The organism is Klebsiella sp. HC6 (assembly GCF_022605325.1).
In the GTDB taxonomy this organism is placed as follows: Bacteria; Pseudomonadota; Gammaproteobacteria; order Enterobacterales; family Enterobacteriaceae; genus Klebsiella; species Klebsiella terrigena.
In genome coordinates this window covers 4,969,031-4,984,928 of sequence record NZ_CP093276.1, presented here as the reverse complement: position 1 = coordinate 4,984,928, position 15,898 = coordinate 4,969,031, and the positions used below count along the sequence as shown (strand labels likewise).

At 63.5% G+C, this 15,898-nt stretch carries 15 protein-coding genes; 2 read left to right on the top strand and 13 right to left on the bottom strand.

All coding sequences use genetic code 11. The annotated features are described in order from the left end of the window. Genes MMW58_RS24140 through gspC form a run of 13 tightly spaced genes read right to left on the bottom strand, consistent with a single transcriptional unit; the run spans nucleotide 1 to nucleotide 11,652 of the window. On the bottom strand, nucleotides 1–801 hold the full coding sequence (locus MMW58_RS24140; RefSeq protein ID WP_241722265.1) for a prepilin peptidase: 801 nt from the start codon (nucleotides 799–801) through the stop codon (nucleotides 1–3). Then, entirely contained in the window at nucleotides 798–1,553 is a 756-nt protein-coding gene (locus MMW58_RS24135) for a type II secretion system protein N (RefSeq protein ID WP_241722264.1), read from the bottom strand. Before MMW58_RS24135 ends, MMW58_RS24140 begins: the two co-directional genes overlap by 4 nt. After that, nucleotides 1,543–2,034: a type II secretion system protein GspM gene (gspM, locus tag MMW58_RS24130; protein WP_241722263.1), complete on the bottom strand. Its 492-nt coding sequence runs from the start codon at nucleotides 2,032–2,034 to the stop codon at nucleotides 1,543–1,545. The genes MMW58_RS24135 and gspM overlap by 11 nt, the downstream gene beginning before the upstream one ends. Next, nucleotides 2,027–3,223, bottom strand: coding sequence for a type II secretion system protein GspL (gspL, locus tag MMW58_RS24125; protein WP_241722262.1), 1,197 nt, complete (start codon nucleotides 3,221–3,223; stop codon nucleotides 2,027–2,029). Before gspL ends, gspM begins: the two co-directional genes overlap by 8 nt. Next, entirely contained in the window at nucleotides 3,216–4,196 is a 981-nt protein-coding gene (gene gspK, locus MMW58_RS24120) for a type II secretion system minor pseudopilin GspK (RefSeq protein WP_241722261.1), read from the bottom strand. Before gspK ends, gspL begins: the two co-directional genes overlap by 8 nt. Then, on the bottom strand, nucleotides 4,193–4,777 hold the full coding sequence (gene gspJ, locus MMW58_RS24115) for a type II secretion system minor pseudopilin GspJ (protein WP_241723778.1): 585 nt from the start codon (nucleotides 4,775–4,777) through the stop codon (nucleotides 4,193–4,195). Before gspJ ends, gspK begins: the two co-directional genes overlap by 4 nt. An 11-nt stretch (nucleotides 4,778–4,788) precedes the next feature. Next, complete coding sequence (gene gspI, locus MMW58_RS24110; protein WP_041144103.1) at nucleotides 4,789–5,154, bottom strand: type II secretion system minor pseudopilin GspI; 366 nt, start codon at nucleotides 5,152–5,154, stop codon at nucleotides 4,789–4,791. Next, nucleotides 5,151–5,669, bottom strand: coding sequence for a type II secretion system minor pseudopilin GspH (gene gspH / locus MMW58_RS24105; RefSeq protein ID WP_133600618.1), 519 nt, complete (start codon nucleotides 5,667–5,669; stop codon nucleotides 5,151–5,153). Before gspH ends, gspI begins: the two co-directional genes overlap by 4 nt. Further along, nucleotides 5,669–6,091, bottom strand: a complete 423-nt coding sequence (gspG, locus tag MMW58_RS24100) for a type II secretion system major pseudopilin GspG (protein WP_041144105.1) — start codon at nucleotides 6,089–6,091, stop codon at nucleotides 5,669–5,671. Before gspG ends, gspH begins: the two co-directional genes overlap by 1 nt. 20 nt (nucleotides 6,092–6,111) lie before the next feature. Then, nucleotides 6,112–7,326 carry a type II secretion system inner membrane protein GspF gene (gene gspF / locus MMW58_RS24095; protein ID WP_241722260.1) on the bottom strand — a complete coding sequence of 405 codons (1,215 nt, stop codon included), beginning with the start codon at nucleotides 7,324–7,326 and terminating at the stop codon, nucleotides 6,112–6,114. Continuing rightward, on the bottom strand, nucleotides 7,313–8,821 hold the full coding sequence (gspE, locus tag MMW58_RS24090) for a type II secretion system ATPase GspE (protein ID WP_159237404.1): 1,509 nt from the start codon (nucleotides 8,819–8,821) through the stop codon (nucleotides 7,313–7,315). Before gspE ends, gspF begins: the two co-directional genes overlap by 14 nt. Beyond that, nucleotides 8,818–10,758, bottom strand: a complete 1,941-nt coding sequence (pulD, locus tag MMW58_RS24085; RefSeq protein ID WP_133600800.1) for a GspD family T2SS secretin variant PulD — start codon at nucleotides 10,756–10,758, stop codon at nucleotides 8,818–8,820. The genes gspE and pulD overlap by 4 nt, the downstream gene beginning before the upstream one ends. A 42-nt stretch (nucleotides 10,759–10,800) precedes the next feature. Continuing rightward, nucleotides 10,801–11,652 carry a type II secretion system protein GspC gene (gene gspC / locus MMW58_RS24080; protein ID WP_241723777.1) on the bottom strand — a complete coding sequence of 284 codons (852 nt, stop codon included), beginning with the start codon at nucleotides 11,650–11,652 and terminating at the stop codon, nucleotides 10,801–10,803. A gap of 307 nt (nucleotides 11,653–11,959) precedes the next feature. On the opposite strand from gspC, the gene pulA reads away from it, so the two are divergent. Together pulA and gspB are read left to right on the top strand one after the other, a co-directional pair. Beyond that, entirely contained in the window at nucleotides 11,960–15,232 is a 3,273-nt protein-coding gene (gene pulA, locus MMW58_RS24075) for a pullulanase-type alpha-1,6-glucosidase (RefSeq protein WP_241722259.1), read from the top strand. Nucleotides 15,233–15,322: 90 nt separating this feature from the next. Further along, the gene (gspB, locus tag MMW58_RS24070) at nucleotides 15,323–15,883 is read left to right on the top strand and encodes a type II secretion system assembly factor GspB (protein ID WP_371822946.1); all 561 of its coding nucleotides are present in this window, start codon (nucleotides 15,323–15,325) and stop codon (nucleotides 15,881–15,883) included. Nucleotides 15,884–15,898 lie beyond the last annotated feature (15 nt).

Below are 15,898 nucleotides of genomic sequence, written 5' to 3'. Positions count from 1 at the left end.
CTATGCCGCCTGGGCCCACAGGAACAGGCCGCCGCCGGCCAGCGCCAGCCAGGGACCGAAGGCCAGCGGCCGATCCAGCGGCTGGTGGGTCAGCCGCCGCAGCACCAGGGTGCAGATAAGCCCGCTGGCCGAGGCCAGCAGCAGCGTATTGGGCAGCGCCTGCCAGCCGGACCATGCGCCGAGCGCCGCCAGCAGCTTAAAATCACCGTACCCCAGCGCCTCCCTGCCGGTCAGCAGCCGAAATACCCAGTACACCGCCCAGAGCGACAGGTAGCCTGCCATCGCGCCGATAACCGCCTCCGTCAGCGGCACGAAGGTGGCGTTGAGATTAAACAGCAGCCCGGCCCACAGCAGCGGCAGCGTCAGGCAATCGGGGAGCAGCTGCGTCCTGGCGTCGATGAGCGCCAGCACCAGCAGGGTGGAGAGCAGCCCCAGCCCGCCCAGCAGCGCGAAACCCGGAGTCAGCAGGTACCCGGCGAGCACAAACAGCAGCCCGCAGAAGAGCTCGGTCAGCGGATAGCGGCGTGAAATCGGCCGCGCGCAGCAGCGGGAGCGCCCCTTCAGCAGCAGGAAGCTGAACAGCGGGACGTTATCCCGCCAGGCGACGGGCTGGCGGCACTGCGGGCAGAACGACGGCGGAAAGCTCAGGCTAAGCCGCGCCTGGCCCTCCTCGGCCATTAACATCAGCGGCAGCCGGTAGATAACGACGTTAAAAAAGCTGCCGAAGCACAGACCGAAAATAAACAAAAAACCGCCCCATATCAGAGGGAACTGCAGTGAAAATGCGGCAAATAGCGTCATGGTTTCTCCGGTGGTGACCATTTTCCCTGCAGCTGCCAGGGCGTGCGTCCATGTTCATCCTTGCGGCCGCTCTGGGCGATAAGCGCCGCGAGCAGCGTCGGCGTTGACTGCCGGCTCTGTAGCGTTCCGCGAAACGCGTAGCCGCCGTCAGGCGCGAGGGTGCCCTGTCCGCTCAGGCTCAGCTGATGCGAGTCCTGGCTAATGTTCAGCGCCAGCGCGCCCGCGGGCGTGCAGCTGAATTTGCCGCTGACGCTGGCCAGCATCAGGGAGCCGGCGGGGGAGCTCAGCGTCGCATCCTGCCAGTGCGCGCGGCCCTCGGATATCTGCCGGCAGCCGTCGTGGCCGAAGCGCGCCTCGGCGATCTCCAGCGTAATCAGGCCCTCGGCGTCAACCGACCCGGCCTGCGCCAGCCCGCGACCGGCCACGCTGGCCGGGACGATAAGGCGGCCATCGCGCAGGGTCAGCGCGCTCAGCCCCTGCAGCCAGACCTGGCCGCGCAGCCCGCTGGGATCGCTGAACGAAATATGCCAGCCCGGAAGCGCGCCGGAGAAAGCCAGCCGCCAGCGCAGGTGGGCGAGGCCGGCTCCGCGCCAGACAATATCTCTGGCCTCGCCCTGCCAGACGGTGCCGGCAAGCTCGCCGATGCCGATCCCGGCCGGCAGCGCGGCGGTCAGCAGCCTGGCGGGGGCGGTGAGCAGCATCCACAGCAGCCAGGCGCCGAGCAGCAGTCCGACGGCGGATTTACTTCTCATGCCGACGCTCGAGGATCAGCGTATTCACCGTCACCCAGCCGGGACGCTGGGGATGCGCGGTGACGGCCAGGGAGGCGGCGTGAATGCCCTGCCGGCCCAGGGCGTCGAGCCATGACATCAGGGCCTGAAAGGTACAGGCCTCGAGGGTGACGTTGACCCGCATCCCCTGCGGCTGCAGCCGGACGATCGCCAGCGCCTGGCGGGCCGCCTCGCGCATGATGACCGCCGAGGGCTCTTCGGCGGTGGCCGCAGGGCCCGGCCGCTGGCGGCTTAGCTGCTGCAGGAGCGGAGCCTGCTGCTGCATCCAGCGCAGGCTGGCCTGCTCTTTGGCGAGGGTTTGCCGCCACTGCTGCTCGCGGTCGAGCCACGGCTGCCAGAAGGCGTAGTACGCGATACCGACAAACAGCGCGAGGGCCATCGCCACCAGCAGGCGCTGCTCCCGCTGCGAGCGCTGCTGCCATAAAATACGCAGGCTATGCATCGTTTTCCTCCAGGGAGAGACGCCCCTCAATGCCGTCCGCTCGCGGCTTCATTTCGCCGGTTCGTACGCGAAAATGGGGCTGCGCCCGGAGAGTGAACTGCTCCAGCGCCCGGGGCGATACCGCCGACACGTCGAGCTGCAGGGCGTTGCGCGCGCCGTCATAGGCCAGGGCCCGCAGGCGGATCCCCGGGGTCTCGGCGACGATCTTTTGCACCAGGCTGATGGTGACGACCGACGGCGGATGCGCCGCCGTCTGCTCAAGCTGGCGCAGATGCTGCTGCATCTGCAGCCGCGGGTTAATCACCCGGGTCTCCGTTTTAAACCACTGATGATAAAACGCCCGGCTGGCCTGCTGAGCCGCGGCCGCCCGCTGGCCGAGCGCCAGATGATCGAGCACGGCGTTAGTGCCCCACAGCAGCGCCAGCGCGGCGGCAGCGACCATCGCCGGACGCCAGCGTAGCCCGGCGGGCTGCCAGCGGCGCTTCGGCGCAAACTCTCCCTGACGTAGGCAGATGCGCTGCGCCGCCGGATCCGCCGCCGCCAGCTGGAGTAAATCCTGCGCCGCCAGCGCGCGCCACGGCGCCGGGATCGGCGGGGGCGGAGAGTAGCTGTCGATCGGCGGCTGCTCCTCGCCGGGGGAGAGCAGCTCGGCCAGCCAGCCGGCTTCCGCCGCCATCCCGCCCCAGGCCTGATGGCGAATCAGCCACTGTTCGCCGACCTGCAGCGCGCTCCAGCGGCCCGGAGTGAAGGGGAGAGCCAGCGCATCCGGCGTCAGGGCGAGGATCTCGAGCCCCAGCTCGTCGCAGCGGGCGAGCCACTCGCGCATTTTTTGCCGCTGCAGGGCGGCAACGTGGCAGAGATTTTTCTGCCGCCGGAGCAGCGCAAAATGAACCTCCTCGACGTCGGTTGCCAGCTGCTCTTCGAGCAGGAAGGGCAGGATCTGCTGCGGGCGCTGGCGCAGGCCGGCGGGCAGCGTCACGCTGTGAAAAGCGCAGTCGCTGGCCGGAACCAATACCCAGGCGGGATAGCGCGCCGCCAGCTCGCGTAGCGTCGGGTCATCGTCACCGGCGGACCATTCGCCGGCTCTCTCCGGCTGTCCGGGCGAGAGCAGGCGCCAGGCGATCGGCCGGTCAGGGGCGCCGAGGCGCAAAATGAGCGCCGCGCGCGGCGGCGTTTTATCGTTATTCATCGGCCACTCTGTAAAGTCCATAACGTCGCTGGATAACGCGGAAGCTGCGCCCTTCGCGCTGCAGGAGGCTGCGCTGCTGATAGCGCGCGCTGCCCATGACCACGGTGAACGAGGCGACGAAGCGTTCACTGTGGACCGTCAGCCAGGGACGCACGGCGGTGGTGTCAGCGTCCTGCAGCGCCTGCTGGGCTAAAAACGCGGCGACGCTGTTCCAGCCGCTTGCCGGACGGGTGCTCAGCAGCTGGCGCGCCTGCTGAATGCTCAGATCGGCGGGGAACAGCGCCGCCAGCAGGGCAGCCTGCGCCGGCTTCAGGGTGTTGATATTGATCTGCAGGGCGTCGTTCGGGTGGGCGCAGACGTAGGGCAGCAGGCGCTGGTACAGCGCCGCGTCCATCCCGGCGAGCAGGTGCAGCTCGCTGAGGTCCTGGATATTCTGGTTGCCGGTCAGGTAGCCCGGCGACTGCGCCATATAGACCTCGTCTTCCGCGCCGTTAAGCAGCGGCTGGCTATCCGCATCGATCCAGTCGCGCAGGGCGGCGGTGAGCTGCAGGGCGCGCAGCGGCTCCGCGCCGAGCTTCTCCAGCAGGCGGGTAAAGGCGCGCGCCGCGGCGGGGATCGCTTCGCTTTCATCGGCGGCGGTGCGGTTGATGGCGTTCAGATTGAAGCAGGCCTGGTCGTCGGTAATATTGGCGTAAATCTCACCGTCTGCGAGCGTAAAGCGGCGTCCCTGCTGGGCCCAGTTTTGCGCCAGATGGGTTTGATTCGGCGAATCAAGCGCGTCGCGCTGCAGCAGGGCGGCGACCATCGTCTCCGCGCCCAGCGCGTACCATTTGGCCTGCAGGTTATCGAGGGTGGTGGCCGTCTGCTGGTACATCCGCGCCGTTCTTTCGGTGATGGCGCTCGCCAGCACCATCATCAGGGCGAGGATCAGCAGCACCATCAGCAGCGCGACGCCGCGCTGGCGGCCGTTCACGGCTGGTCTCCGGGGGCAACTAAAAACAGGCGCGTGACGTCGCCGTAGCCCTTCAGCGTTAAGGTGACCTCAAGCGCCTGCGGCAGATTTTGCGCGGACTCCCAGCGATCCTGCCAGCGGCCGCTGGCGTAAAAGCGCAGGCGGAACGCCTCGACGTCGCGCTGCAGGACCCAGGTCGTCGGCCGGCTGCCGGTGAGCGGGTCCTGCTGGTCATAGCTCAGACGCTCCAGCCGCTGCTGGCGCAGGCGGTAGCTGACGCTCTGGATCTCTGAGCGCGGCAAAATGCCCATCGGGTTTGGCCAGCCGCTGCGGCTAAAGGCTATCGCCCAGTCGTCGCTGCCCAGCTGGAAGCGCCCGGCGGAGAACAGGGCGTCGTCGTTGCGCCCGCGGCGGGGAACGATCTGGTTGAAGTCGGCGGCCATCTGGCTAAAGGTCTGCTGCAGCGCCTGGATCTGCTGCGCTTTTTCTTTGGTGAGCGTATCCGCGCGAATGACGTTTTGCAGCACGCTGACTGCCGCCACGCTCAGCGCGGCGAGGATCGCCAGCGCCAGCAGCATTTCAACGAGGGTAAAGCCGCGCATGGTGCCATTCTTCATGGCCGGGTCACCCAGGTGCGCAGCGAGGAGACCGGGGCCTTGTCGCTTTTATCATGGCGGACCTCGACGTCCAGCGCCCGCAGCTGCGGGAGCTCGGTTTCGACGCCCTGCCAGCGGATATGCCAGCTGCCGCCTGCCGCCTGGACCGTCGTTTCCGAGGGGCTCAGCGCCGGCCAGCGGTTTTCCAGCTTCAGCTGGATCAGCTGATTGTCGGCAAGCCACCCGGCGAGGGTTTTCTCCTCCATGCGCCCGAGATGGTTCGTCTGCTGCAGCGTGGCCTGCATCACGGACAGCCCGGCGAGGGCGAAGACCACCAGCGCGACCATGACTTCGATAAGCGTCATTCCGGACTGCGATTTCATGGGCTCTCCTCCCGCTGCGCGGGCTGCACGCCGCCGCGGGCGTCAACCTCCAGCGCCAGATCGCGGCCGATATGCAGCTGAAAGGGGGTCACTTCCCCGCCGGGGAACAGCAGAACGTCGGGCAGCTCGCCCGGCGTCCAGGCGGCGCCATCGGGAAAGCTCAGCGCCAGCGGTTCCAGGGCGGCGCTGCCCGAGGTGGCGACGCGCGCGATCTGCAGCGGCTGCCAGCGGGAGCCCTCCTCGCCGCCGTCCGCTTCGCCAGCCTGGCCGCTCTCGTCTGGGGTCAGCAGCCGCATAAACTGCCAGCGGTCGGGGTGAATCGAGATACCGTAGAACTGGCCGGTCTGCAGCCCGCGGTCGCGGACAAAGCTCAGCTGTGCCTGGAAGCGCTCGAGGATCTGCGCCGGGTCGTTCTCGCGCGATGGCGGAAACGCCAGCATCACCATGCCCGCGCTAACGCCCATCAGCAGCAAAATGAGCATCATCTCCAGTAACGTGAAGCCGCGCTGGTGCACTATTTTTTCCCGATATTCCAGTTGCCGAGATCGTCGTTGGTATCCGGCATGCCGTCCGGCCCAACGCTAAACACGTCGACCTGGCCGTGCTGGCCGGGGCTGAGCAGCTGATAGTCGTTGCCCCACGGGTCCTGCGGCAGGCGGCGGATATAGCCACCTTCCGGATAGTTACGCGCCTGCGGCTCGGCGGCAGGACGGCTGACCAGCGCCGCGAGCCCCTGCTCGGTGTTGGGGTAGCGGCTGTTATCCAGCTTGTACATATCCAGCGCGCCCTCCAGCGCCACCAGATCGCTGACCACCTTTTGCCGGTCCGCTTTTTCTTTATTGCCCATCAGGTTAGGGACCACCAGGCTGGCAAGAATGCCGAGAATGACAATCACCACCATAATCTCCAGTAAGGTGAATCCACGCTGTCGTTGCATTTTTTTCTCCATTATTACAATCACATACTCATAAGAGTGTTGAGCTGCAGGATCGGCTGCAGAATGGCCAGCACGATAAACAGCACCATCCCGGCCATCGCCACCACCAGCAGCGGCTCAAACAGGCTGAGCGCCATCTGAATTTGCGCGCTCAGCTCGCGGTCCTGGTTATCGGCGGCGCGCTCGAGCATGCCGTTGAGCTCGCCGCTCTGTTCGCCGCTGGCAACCATGTAGCGCATCATCGGCGGGAAGAGGGCGGTGGCTTCGAGGGCGCGGTGCAGGCTGATCCCTTCGCGCACCGACTCGGCGGCGGTTTCCAACTGGCGGCGTGCCCAGGTGTTGCTTAACACCTCCGCGCTGATGCGCATCGACGGCAGCAGCGGGACGGCGCTGGCGTTCAGAATGCTGAGGGTGCGGGCGTAGCGGGCGCTGTTGATGCTGCGGGCCACCCGGCCAATCAGCGGCAGGCGCAGCAGCTGTCTATGCCAGATGAGCCGCCGCGCGGGCTGGCGCAGGGCGTAATGCAGCAGCAGCCCGCCCGCCAGCAGCGCCAGCAGTAGCCAGGGGCCGGCGCTGCGGATGATATCGCTCATGGTCATCAGCAGGCGGGTGGAAAACGGCAGGGCCTGCTTGAGATGAATAAACTGATCGACGACCTTCGGCACCACCGTGGAGAGCAGAATAGCGATCACGCTGATGGCGACCAGCGTCAGCACGATGGGGTAGATCATGGCCTGCAGCAGGCGGGCGCGAAGCTGCTGGCGCTGTTCGGTATAGTCCGCCAGCCGGTTAAGCACGCCGGCAAGGTGCCCGGAGGTTTCGCCCGCGGCGACCATCGCGCAGTACAGGCGGTCGAAGCAGGCCGGATAGCCGCGCATGGCCTCCGCCAGGGTATGACCTTCCAGCACCTTGCCGCGCACGCCGGCCATCAGGGTTTTCAGGTGCGCTTTTTCACACTGCTGCGCCACCGCGTCCAGCGCTTTTTCCAGCGGGATCGCGGCCGCCACCAGCGTCGCCAGCTGGCGGGTGAGGAGGGCGAGGTCGCCGGCGCCGGTGCGCCGCGTCAGCAGCGAATGCCTGCCGCCGCGCGCGCGGCCTTCAGCGGCGTCGACCTCAACGGGCAGCCAGCCCTTTTCCCGCAGCAGCTGGCGGGCGTGGCGGGCGGAGTCCGCCTGCTGTACGCCGCGCTGCGTCCTGCCGCGCTCATCGAGCGCCCGGTAGCTAAAAATGGCCATCCTGGTCCCCCTGCGCCGCATGCTGCTCGGTCACCCTGACCACCTCTTCCCAGCTGGTTATTCCGCTCAGCACCTTCTCCAGTCCGGCGCGACGGAGGGTGATATAGTCCGCCCCTAGCCGCTGGCCCAGCGTTAATTCGTTTTCTCCGCGGTGGATTGCCATCCGCACCCGATCGTCAACCCGCAGCAGCTCGTGGATCCCGGTACGCCCGCGATAGCCGGTGAAGCCGCACTCCGCGCAGCCTGCGGCGTGCCACAGGGTCGTACCGGCCGGGACGCCCATCCGTATCGCCGTTTCCTCATCCGCCTGCCCCGGACGACGGCAGTGCGGGCAGAGCCGGCGCACCAGGCGCTGCGACAGCACCGCCAGCAGCGAGGTTGACAGCAGAAAAGGCTCCACGCCCATATCCTGCAGGCGCGAAATTGCTCCCAGCGCGCTGTTGGTATGCAGCGTGGAGAGCACCAGGTGGCCGGTGAGGGAGGCCTGCACGGCAATCTGCGCCGTCTCGCCGTCGCGGATCTCGCCCACCAGCACCACGTCAGGGTCCTGGCGCAAAATGGCGCGCAGCCCGCGGGCAAAGGTCATCTCCACCCTGGGGTTGACCTGGGTCTGGCCGATCCCTTCCAGCTCGTATTCGACGGGGTCTTCGATGGTCATAATATTGCGCTCGCGAGCGTCCAGCCGGCTGAGGGCGGCGTACAGGGTGGTGCTTTTGCCCGAACCAGTAGGGCCGGTGACCAGAATGATGCCGTGCGGGCGGGCCATCAGCTCATCGACCTGCTGCAGGAGCGCGGGCGGCATCCCGAGGGTCAGCAGGTCGAGGTTGACGCTGTTTTTATCCAGCAGGCGCAGCACCACGCGCTCGCCGTGGCCGGAGGGCAGCGTCGAGACGCGCACGTCAACGGCGCGCCCGCCGATGCGCAGCGCCATGCGGCCATCCTGCGGAATACGCTTTTCCGCGATGTCGAGGTTGGCCATCACCTTAATGCGCGAAATCAGCAGGGCCGCAAGCCGACGCTGCGGGCGGAGGATCTCCCGCAGCACGCCATCGACGCGAAAGCGGATCTGCAGGTGGCGCTCGTAGGTTTCGATATGAATATCCGAGGCCTGCTCTTTGATAGCCTCCGTCAGCATGGCGTTGATCAGGCGGATAATCGGCGCATCGTCCTCGCTATCCAGCAGATCGTCGGTGTCGGGCAGCTCGTCGGCGAGGGTGTATAAATCCAGCTCGTTGCCGATGTCGGCCATCATGCGCCGGGCTTCCGCCGAATCGCGCTGGTAGCTGAGCACCAGCAGCTTCTCGAACTCGTCGGCGGCCAGCCGCTGGACCTCGATCGGCCTGTCCGCTACCCGGCGCGCCTCAAGCAGCGCCGCCGTCGGCGCCTCGGCGAGGCAGCGGACGGCGCAGGTCTCGCCGTCGCTCAGCAGGATAATGCCGTGGGCGCGGGCGTAGACGAAAGGCAGCAGCGGGCGGCTCTCCGCCAGCGGCGTCACGGCTGGCCTCCCAGGTTGAAGGCGTCGATGGCGGCGCCGATCCGGCGAAACGCGGCGGTATCCTGCTGGGGGTAGATATGCAGCAGGTCATCGTTCAGCGACGCTTCCGTGCCGTCTTTGCCGCGCTGTTTGGTTTGCGCGTCGTTAAAGGCGGTGTACTGACCCGAAGAGGCCTGCCGGTAACCGTCGCGGTCGCGAATGATGGTCGGACGGATAAACAGCATCAGGTTGCGTTTGGAGACCTTTTTGCTGGTGGAGCGGAACAGGGCGCCAATCACCGGGATATCGCCGAGCAGCGGCACCTTATCGGCGGAGTCGGTGACGCTTTTGTCCAGCAGCCCGCCCACGACGACGGTTTCGCCGCTGCCAACCAGCACCGCGTTGTTCACCGTGCGGGTATTGAAGGTGGCGCCTAAATCCGAGCTGGTGCTGGAAGCGGAGTCGGCGACGCTGGAGACCTCCTGCTCGATCTCCAGCAGCACCGAGTCCCCTTCGTTAATCTGCGGCTTGACCTTCAGCTTGATGCCGACGGTTTTGCGTTCGACGGTATTGAAGATGTTATCGCCGGAGGTGGTCTGCGAGCCGCTGAGCACCGGCACCTCCTGGCCGACGTTAAAGGTCGCCTGCATGTTGTCGAGGGTGACGATGCTGGGGGTGGCGAGAATATCGTTTTTGCTGCTGCTGGAGAGGGCGGTGAGCAGCATCGCCCAGTTCCCCTGGTAGAACCCGGCGGCGATGCCGTTAAAGGAGCTCAGGGCGCTGGCGAGCGAGCTGGTGACCGTGCCGTCTTTGTTGTACTGGTTGGCGCCGGCAATGGCCGTTGAGATCGGCAGCCCGCTGTTGTTGAACTGGGTCATGCCGGCATTTTTATTGGCCCACTGCACGCCCAGATTGAGGCCGTCGGCGTCCTGAACCTCGGCAATAATCGCTTCAACCAGCACCTGCGGACGGCGAATATCCAGCTGGGCGATGACCCGCTCGAGGTCGTTCATGACGTCCGGGGCGGCGGTCACGATCAGCGCGTTGGTCTGGCCGTGGGCTTTGATGATGATGTTTTTATCCAGCGCCGCCACCGGCTTTGCGCTCTGCTTTTCGCTCTGCATGCTGCTGCTGATGCCGGTTAGCACCTCCACCAGATCGGCGGCTTTGGCATACTTGAGGTAGATAACCTTGGTGTTTCCCTGCACCGCCTGCTGGCGGTCGAGCTGGCGGATCATGGTGATGATGCGCTGGCGGGAGTTCGGTTCACCGCTCACCAGCACCGAATTGGTCCGCTCGTCGGCGACCACGTTCGCCACCATCGAACCGGGGAGCGCGGATTTGCTGGTGTCTTTGTTCAGCTCATTCACCAGCTTGACCACGTCGGCGGCGGAGGCCCAGGAGAGCGGGACCGTCACCACGCTGCGATCGCCGGCGTTATCAACCCGCTCGACGATGGTCAGCAGGCGCTTAATCACCGCCGCGCGCCCGGTCATCAGCAGCACGTTGGACGGCTCGTAGTGCACCACGCTGCCGGCCCCGGCGTTGTCGTTGAGCTGTCGCAGCAGCGGCGCGAGGTCGCGAGCGGCAACGTTGGTTAGCGGCACCACGCGGGTCACCACCTCATCGCCCACGCCCGGGGAGGCGTCGCTGGCCACCGGCACCGCCGCGGTTTTGGCATCTTTTGAGCGCACCACCTTCAGCACGCCGTTATTCATATTGATAACCGCAAAGCCGTAGACGTCCAGCACGCTGAGGAAGAACTGATAATATTGTTCTTCATTGAGCATATCGTAGCTGCGAACGGTAATTGTGCCGCGTACGCTGGGGTCGATAATGACCGTCTTATTGAGGTTTTTGCTGACGGTATTAATAAATTCCTGAATATCCGTACCCTTGAAGCTGGCGGAGAATTCTTCCGCAGCGGCGGGTTTGAATAACAGCGCGCTGAATATCATCAGCAGCGTAAAAAGCAGGCGGAAAATTAGGGTGCTGCGCAATTATTCATCCCTCAAGGCTAAATAGATATCCTGCCGCTGGCCGTCGCGTTCGACGGTCAGCGTTATTTCGCTAAGCTCGGGGAGCTGTTTTAATGCTTGCTGAGCCTGCTGCCGATCGCGGAGATCGAGACCGTTCAGAGCGACCGCCAGATCGTTTTCCTGTAATCCGGCCTGGCGAAAAAGAGTGGGGTCTTTTCCCGGATTAAGTCGATATCCGCTGAGCTGCTCATTGACCATAATCGGGGAAATATTGAGATAGTTGAGAATATTTTGCGGCCGCTCGCGTACCTGCTTAACCCACTCTTTCGCCGGCGGCGTCGGAGCGGATTTCACCGCTGCGCCAGCGTCGTCAAAGAGCGGTATCGCTTCGTTCCTGCCGCGATAGTTAACGATCAGGCGATCGTTAAGAATGGCGACTATTTTGGCTTCGTTACCCGGAGTGCTGTCGCCAACGCCCAGGCTAACCTGTTGATTCCCTTTCGCTACGATGGCAATTGAACGTGCGGCATCGCTGCTGGCGAGCAGGCCGGTGATCCGCAGCTTGAGGGCGGAGAGTGGCGCCTCGGCCAGGGTTTTACCGTCGGCTGAACCGCCCGCTGGCGGCGGCGCTTTTTGCGCATTGCCAAATAGCGTAAACGGCGCTAATTCGTCAGGCCGAATAGCCGCCGGGGAAGGTAAAACCGCCGCGGCGTTAATCGTCATAGCCGCAGAGTCTACAGGGAATATAATTCGCCAGCTTAATTTGGCGAGCTGCTGAGCAATAGGTAATAACATGACGAACATCACAATATGAGGCGCGTTGTTAATTATCGTTTTATTTGTTAGTGTTAACCTCATCACAGAAAAAGGTATTTTAATTCTTTTTCTCATCCTGTTTTCCCCGGGGCGGTCGCGATCCCCTACCTGTATTGGTGGGTGGCTTTTTATATTTAAATCTTTTATTGCGAAATTCTCGGTGAGTCGCCGCAAAGCATAATGAGTTTCGCTATCCGGGTCGTCATTCCCTTTTTATTTTTACTCCCCCGGCCGCCTACGCCCCCCCATTAATTGCTAATGGATGATTGAATCGCTGAAAACAAAAATATCTAATTGCGGCGCTTTACAGATAAACATCTTTTCTTACCTTTCATAATTTATTAAGCATATTAGGGACTATCGAATGCTCAGATATACCTGTAATGCCCTATTCCTTGGCTCGTTGGTTTTACTTAGCGGCTGCGATAATAGTTCTTCATCTTCTTCCTCTGGCTCACCCGACACGCCCGATAATCAGGACGTCGTCGTTCGTTTACCCGATGTGGCGGTTCCCGGTGAAGCTGCCACGGCTTCCTCTCAGCAGGCGGTCATTCATCTGGTTGATATTGCTGGCATAACCGGCACGACACCCGCCGATTACAGCACCCGCAATCTCTATCTGTGGAATAACGAAACCTGCGACGCGCTAAGCGCCCCGGTGGCGGACTGGAATGATGTCAGCACCACGCCGAGCGGCAGCGATAAATACGGCCCGTACTGGGTGATTCCGCTCAATAAAGAGAGCGGCTGTATTAACGTCATCGTCAGAGACGGCACCAACAAGCTGATCGATAGCGATCTGCGCGTGTCGTTCGGCGACTTTACCGACCGCACGGTCTCGGTTATCGCCGGCAGCAGCTCGCTGTATGATACCCGCGCGGATGCGTTTCGCGCCGCGTTTGGCGTGGCGCTTGCCGAGGCCCACTGGGTCGACAAGACCACTCTGCTGTGGCCGGGTGGTGAGGGCAAACCGATCGTTCGCCTGTACTACAGCCACAGCAGCAAAGTGGCCGCCGATAGCGAGGGCAAATTTACCGACCGCTATCTGAACCTGACTCCCACCACCGTCAGCCAGCAGGTGAGCATGCGCTTCCCGCAGCTCTCCAGCTACGCCGCGTTTAAGCTTCCGGATAATGCGCCGGTTGACGAGCTGCTGCAGGGCGAAACGGTGGCGATCGCCGCCGAGAAGGACGGCATTCTGATCTCCGCCACCCAGGTGCAGACGGCGGGCGTGCTGGACGACGTCTACGCGCCGCCGGCGGAGGCCCTCAGCTACGGGGCGCAGGTGAGCGATGGCGGGGTTAATTTCCGCCTGTGGGCGCCGACCGCGCAGCAGGTCGATCTGGTGCTGTATAGCGCCGATAAAAAGGTGCTTGCCAGCCATCCGATGACCCGCGACGCGGCCTCGGGCGCCTGGGCATGGCAGGGCGGAAGCGATCTGAAGGGGGCCTTCTACCGCTATGCGCTGACGGTTTACCACCCGCAGTCGCGCAAGGTTGAACAGTACGAAGTGACCGACCCGTACGCCCATAGCCTCTCCACCAATTCGGAGTACAGCCAGGTTGTCGATCTGAACGACAGCGCGCTCAAGCCCGACGGCTGGGATAGCCTGGCGATGCCTCACGCGCAGAAAACCAAAGCCGATCTGGCGAAGATGACCATTCATGAATCGCATATTCGCGACCTTTCTGCCTGGGACAGCACCGTTCCGGCCGAGCTGCGCGGTAAGTATCTGGCGCTCACCGCTCAGGACAGCAATATGGTGCAGCACCTGAAAAAGCTCTCCGCCTCCGGGGTGACCCACGTTGAGCTGCTGCCGGTGTTCGATCTGGCGACGGTCAACGAGTTCAGCGATAAAGTTGCCGACATCCAGCAGCCGTTCAGCCACCTCTGCGAAGTCAACAGCGCGGTGAAGAGCAGCGAATTTGCCGCCTACTGCGCCAGCGGTTCGACGGTGGAAGAGGTGCTTAATCAGCTGAAGCAAAGCGATAGCCAGGATAACCCGCAGGTTCAGGCGCTGAATAGCCTGGTGGCGCAGACCGATTCCTACAACTGGGGCTACGATCCGTTCCACTACACGGTGCCGGAAGGCTCTTACGCCACTAACCCGGAAGGTACCGCGCGGATCAAAGAGTTCCGGACCATGATCCAGGCGATTAAGCAGGATCTGGGAATGAACGTGATCATGGACGTGGTGTACAACCACACCAACGCCGCCGGACCAACTGACCGGACTTCGGTGCTGGATAAAATCGTCCCCTGGTACTATCAGCGTCTGAACGAAACCACCGGAAGCGTGGAATCGGCGACCTGCTGCTCGGACTCCGCGCCGGAGCATCGGATGTTCGCCAAGCTTATCGCCGACTCGCTGGCGGTATGGACCACCGATTACAAAATTGACGGCTTCCGTTTCGACCTGATGGGCTATCACCCGAAAGCGCAGATCCTCTCGGCGTGGGAGCGGATGAAGAGCTTAAATCCGGATATCTACTTCTTCGGTGAAGGCTGGGACTCCGGGCAGAGCGACCGTTTTGAAATCGCTTCGCAGATCAATCTCAAGGGCAGCGGGATCGGGACCTTCTCCGATCGTCTGCGCGACTCGGTGCGCGGCGGCGGTCCGTTTGACTCCGGCGACGCGCTGCGTCAGAACCAGGGGATCGGCAGCGGCGCCGGCGTATTGCCTAACGAGCTCACCAGCCAGAACGAAGATACGGTGCGCCACCTTGCCGATCTGACGCGTCTGGGCATGGCCGGCAACCTTGCCGACTTTGTGATGATCGATAAAGACGGCGCGGTGAAAAAGGGCAGCGAGATCGACTACAACGGCGCGCCGGGGGGCTATGCGGCTGACCCGACGGAGGTTGTTAACTACGTGTCGAAGCACGATAACCAGACCCTGTGGGACATGATCAGCTACAAAGCCGCGCAGGAGGCCGACCTCAATACCCGCGTGCGGATGCAGGCGGTATCGCTGGCGACGGTGATGCTGGGCCAGGGGATCGCCTTCGATCAGCAGGGTTCGGAGCTGCTGCGCTCTAAATCCTTCACCCGCGACTCCTATGATTCCGGTGACTGGTTTAACCGCGTCGATTACGCCATGCAGGACAACAACTTTAACGTCGGGATGCCGCGCAGCAGCGATGACGGCAGCAATTACGATCTGATTTCCCGCGTTAAGGAGATGGTGGCGACGCCCGGTGAGCCGGAGCTGCAGCAGATGACCGCGTTCTACCAGGAGCTGACCCAGCTGCGCAAATCATCCCCGCTCTTCACCTTAGGTGACGGCAGCGCGGTGATGAAGCGCGTCGATTTCCGCAATACCGGCGCCGACTCGCTGGCTGGCCTGCTGATCATGACCATCGATGACGGCGTCCAGGCGGGCGCAAGCCTCGATGGCCGGGTGGATGGCCTGGTCGTGGCGATCAACGCGGCGCCTGAGAGCCGGACCCTCCATGATTTCAATGGTGAAAACCTGCAGCTGAGCGCCATTCAGCAGGCGGCGGGAGAGGGATCGCTGGCGAACGGCGTCGAGATCGCTGCCGATGGCGCGATTACGCTGCCGGCCTGGTCCGTCGCGGTGCTGGAAAAACCGCAGGGCGACGTGCAGGGCGCGGGCCTGCCGGTAAGCAGCAAATAAAGCATCTCTTTAGCTGACCTGCACTAACGGGGTCAGGCAGCCCGGCGCTCGGCGTCGGGCTGCGATTCTTTCGCTATCAGGAGAAAGGGTGTGATGATTCGCCATGATGAAGAGTGCCCGATGCCCGCAGTGAGCGTCCGGGACGCGGGATCGCCGGTGATGGTTGGTACAATGGTGCAGGTTCCCTGGCTTACCGTTCCGCTCTACGCCGCGCTATTTATCGCGCTGGGCTGGTTTGGCGGCGAGCAGTGGCGAAATGCGCCGGTCGCGCAAAAGCCGCTGGTGCCGGTGGCGCACGCGGCGCTGGTGCCGCTTAGCCAGCCAGCACCGCAGCAGGCGGCCTCCGCACCGGTATCTGCTCCGCCCAGGCAAAAGGCGCAGGCTAGGGTCGAGGAGGAGAACCTGCTGGAGGAGGATTATTTACCGGCATTACGCTACAGCGCGCATATCTACGCCTCGAGCGAGGATAAGCGCACGATTGTTATCAACGGTCAAAGCTGGCAGGAGGGGCAATCGCCGCTGCCGAATCTGGTGATTGAGCAGATTCAGCAGGATTTAACCGTGTTTAGCTTTAAGGGCAATACGTTTACTCTGGCGGCGCTGGATGACTGGCCGGGAGGTATTATTGCGGATAGTCCACAGGGGCAATAAATTAGGCGCCAATAA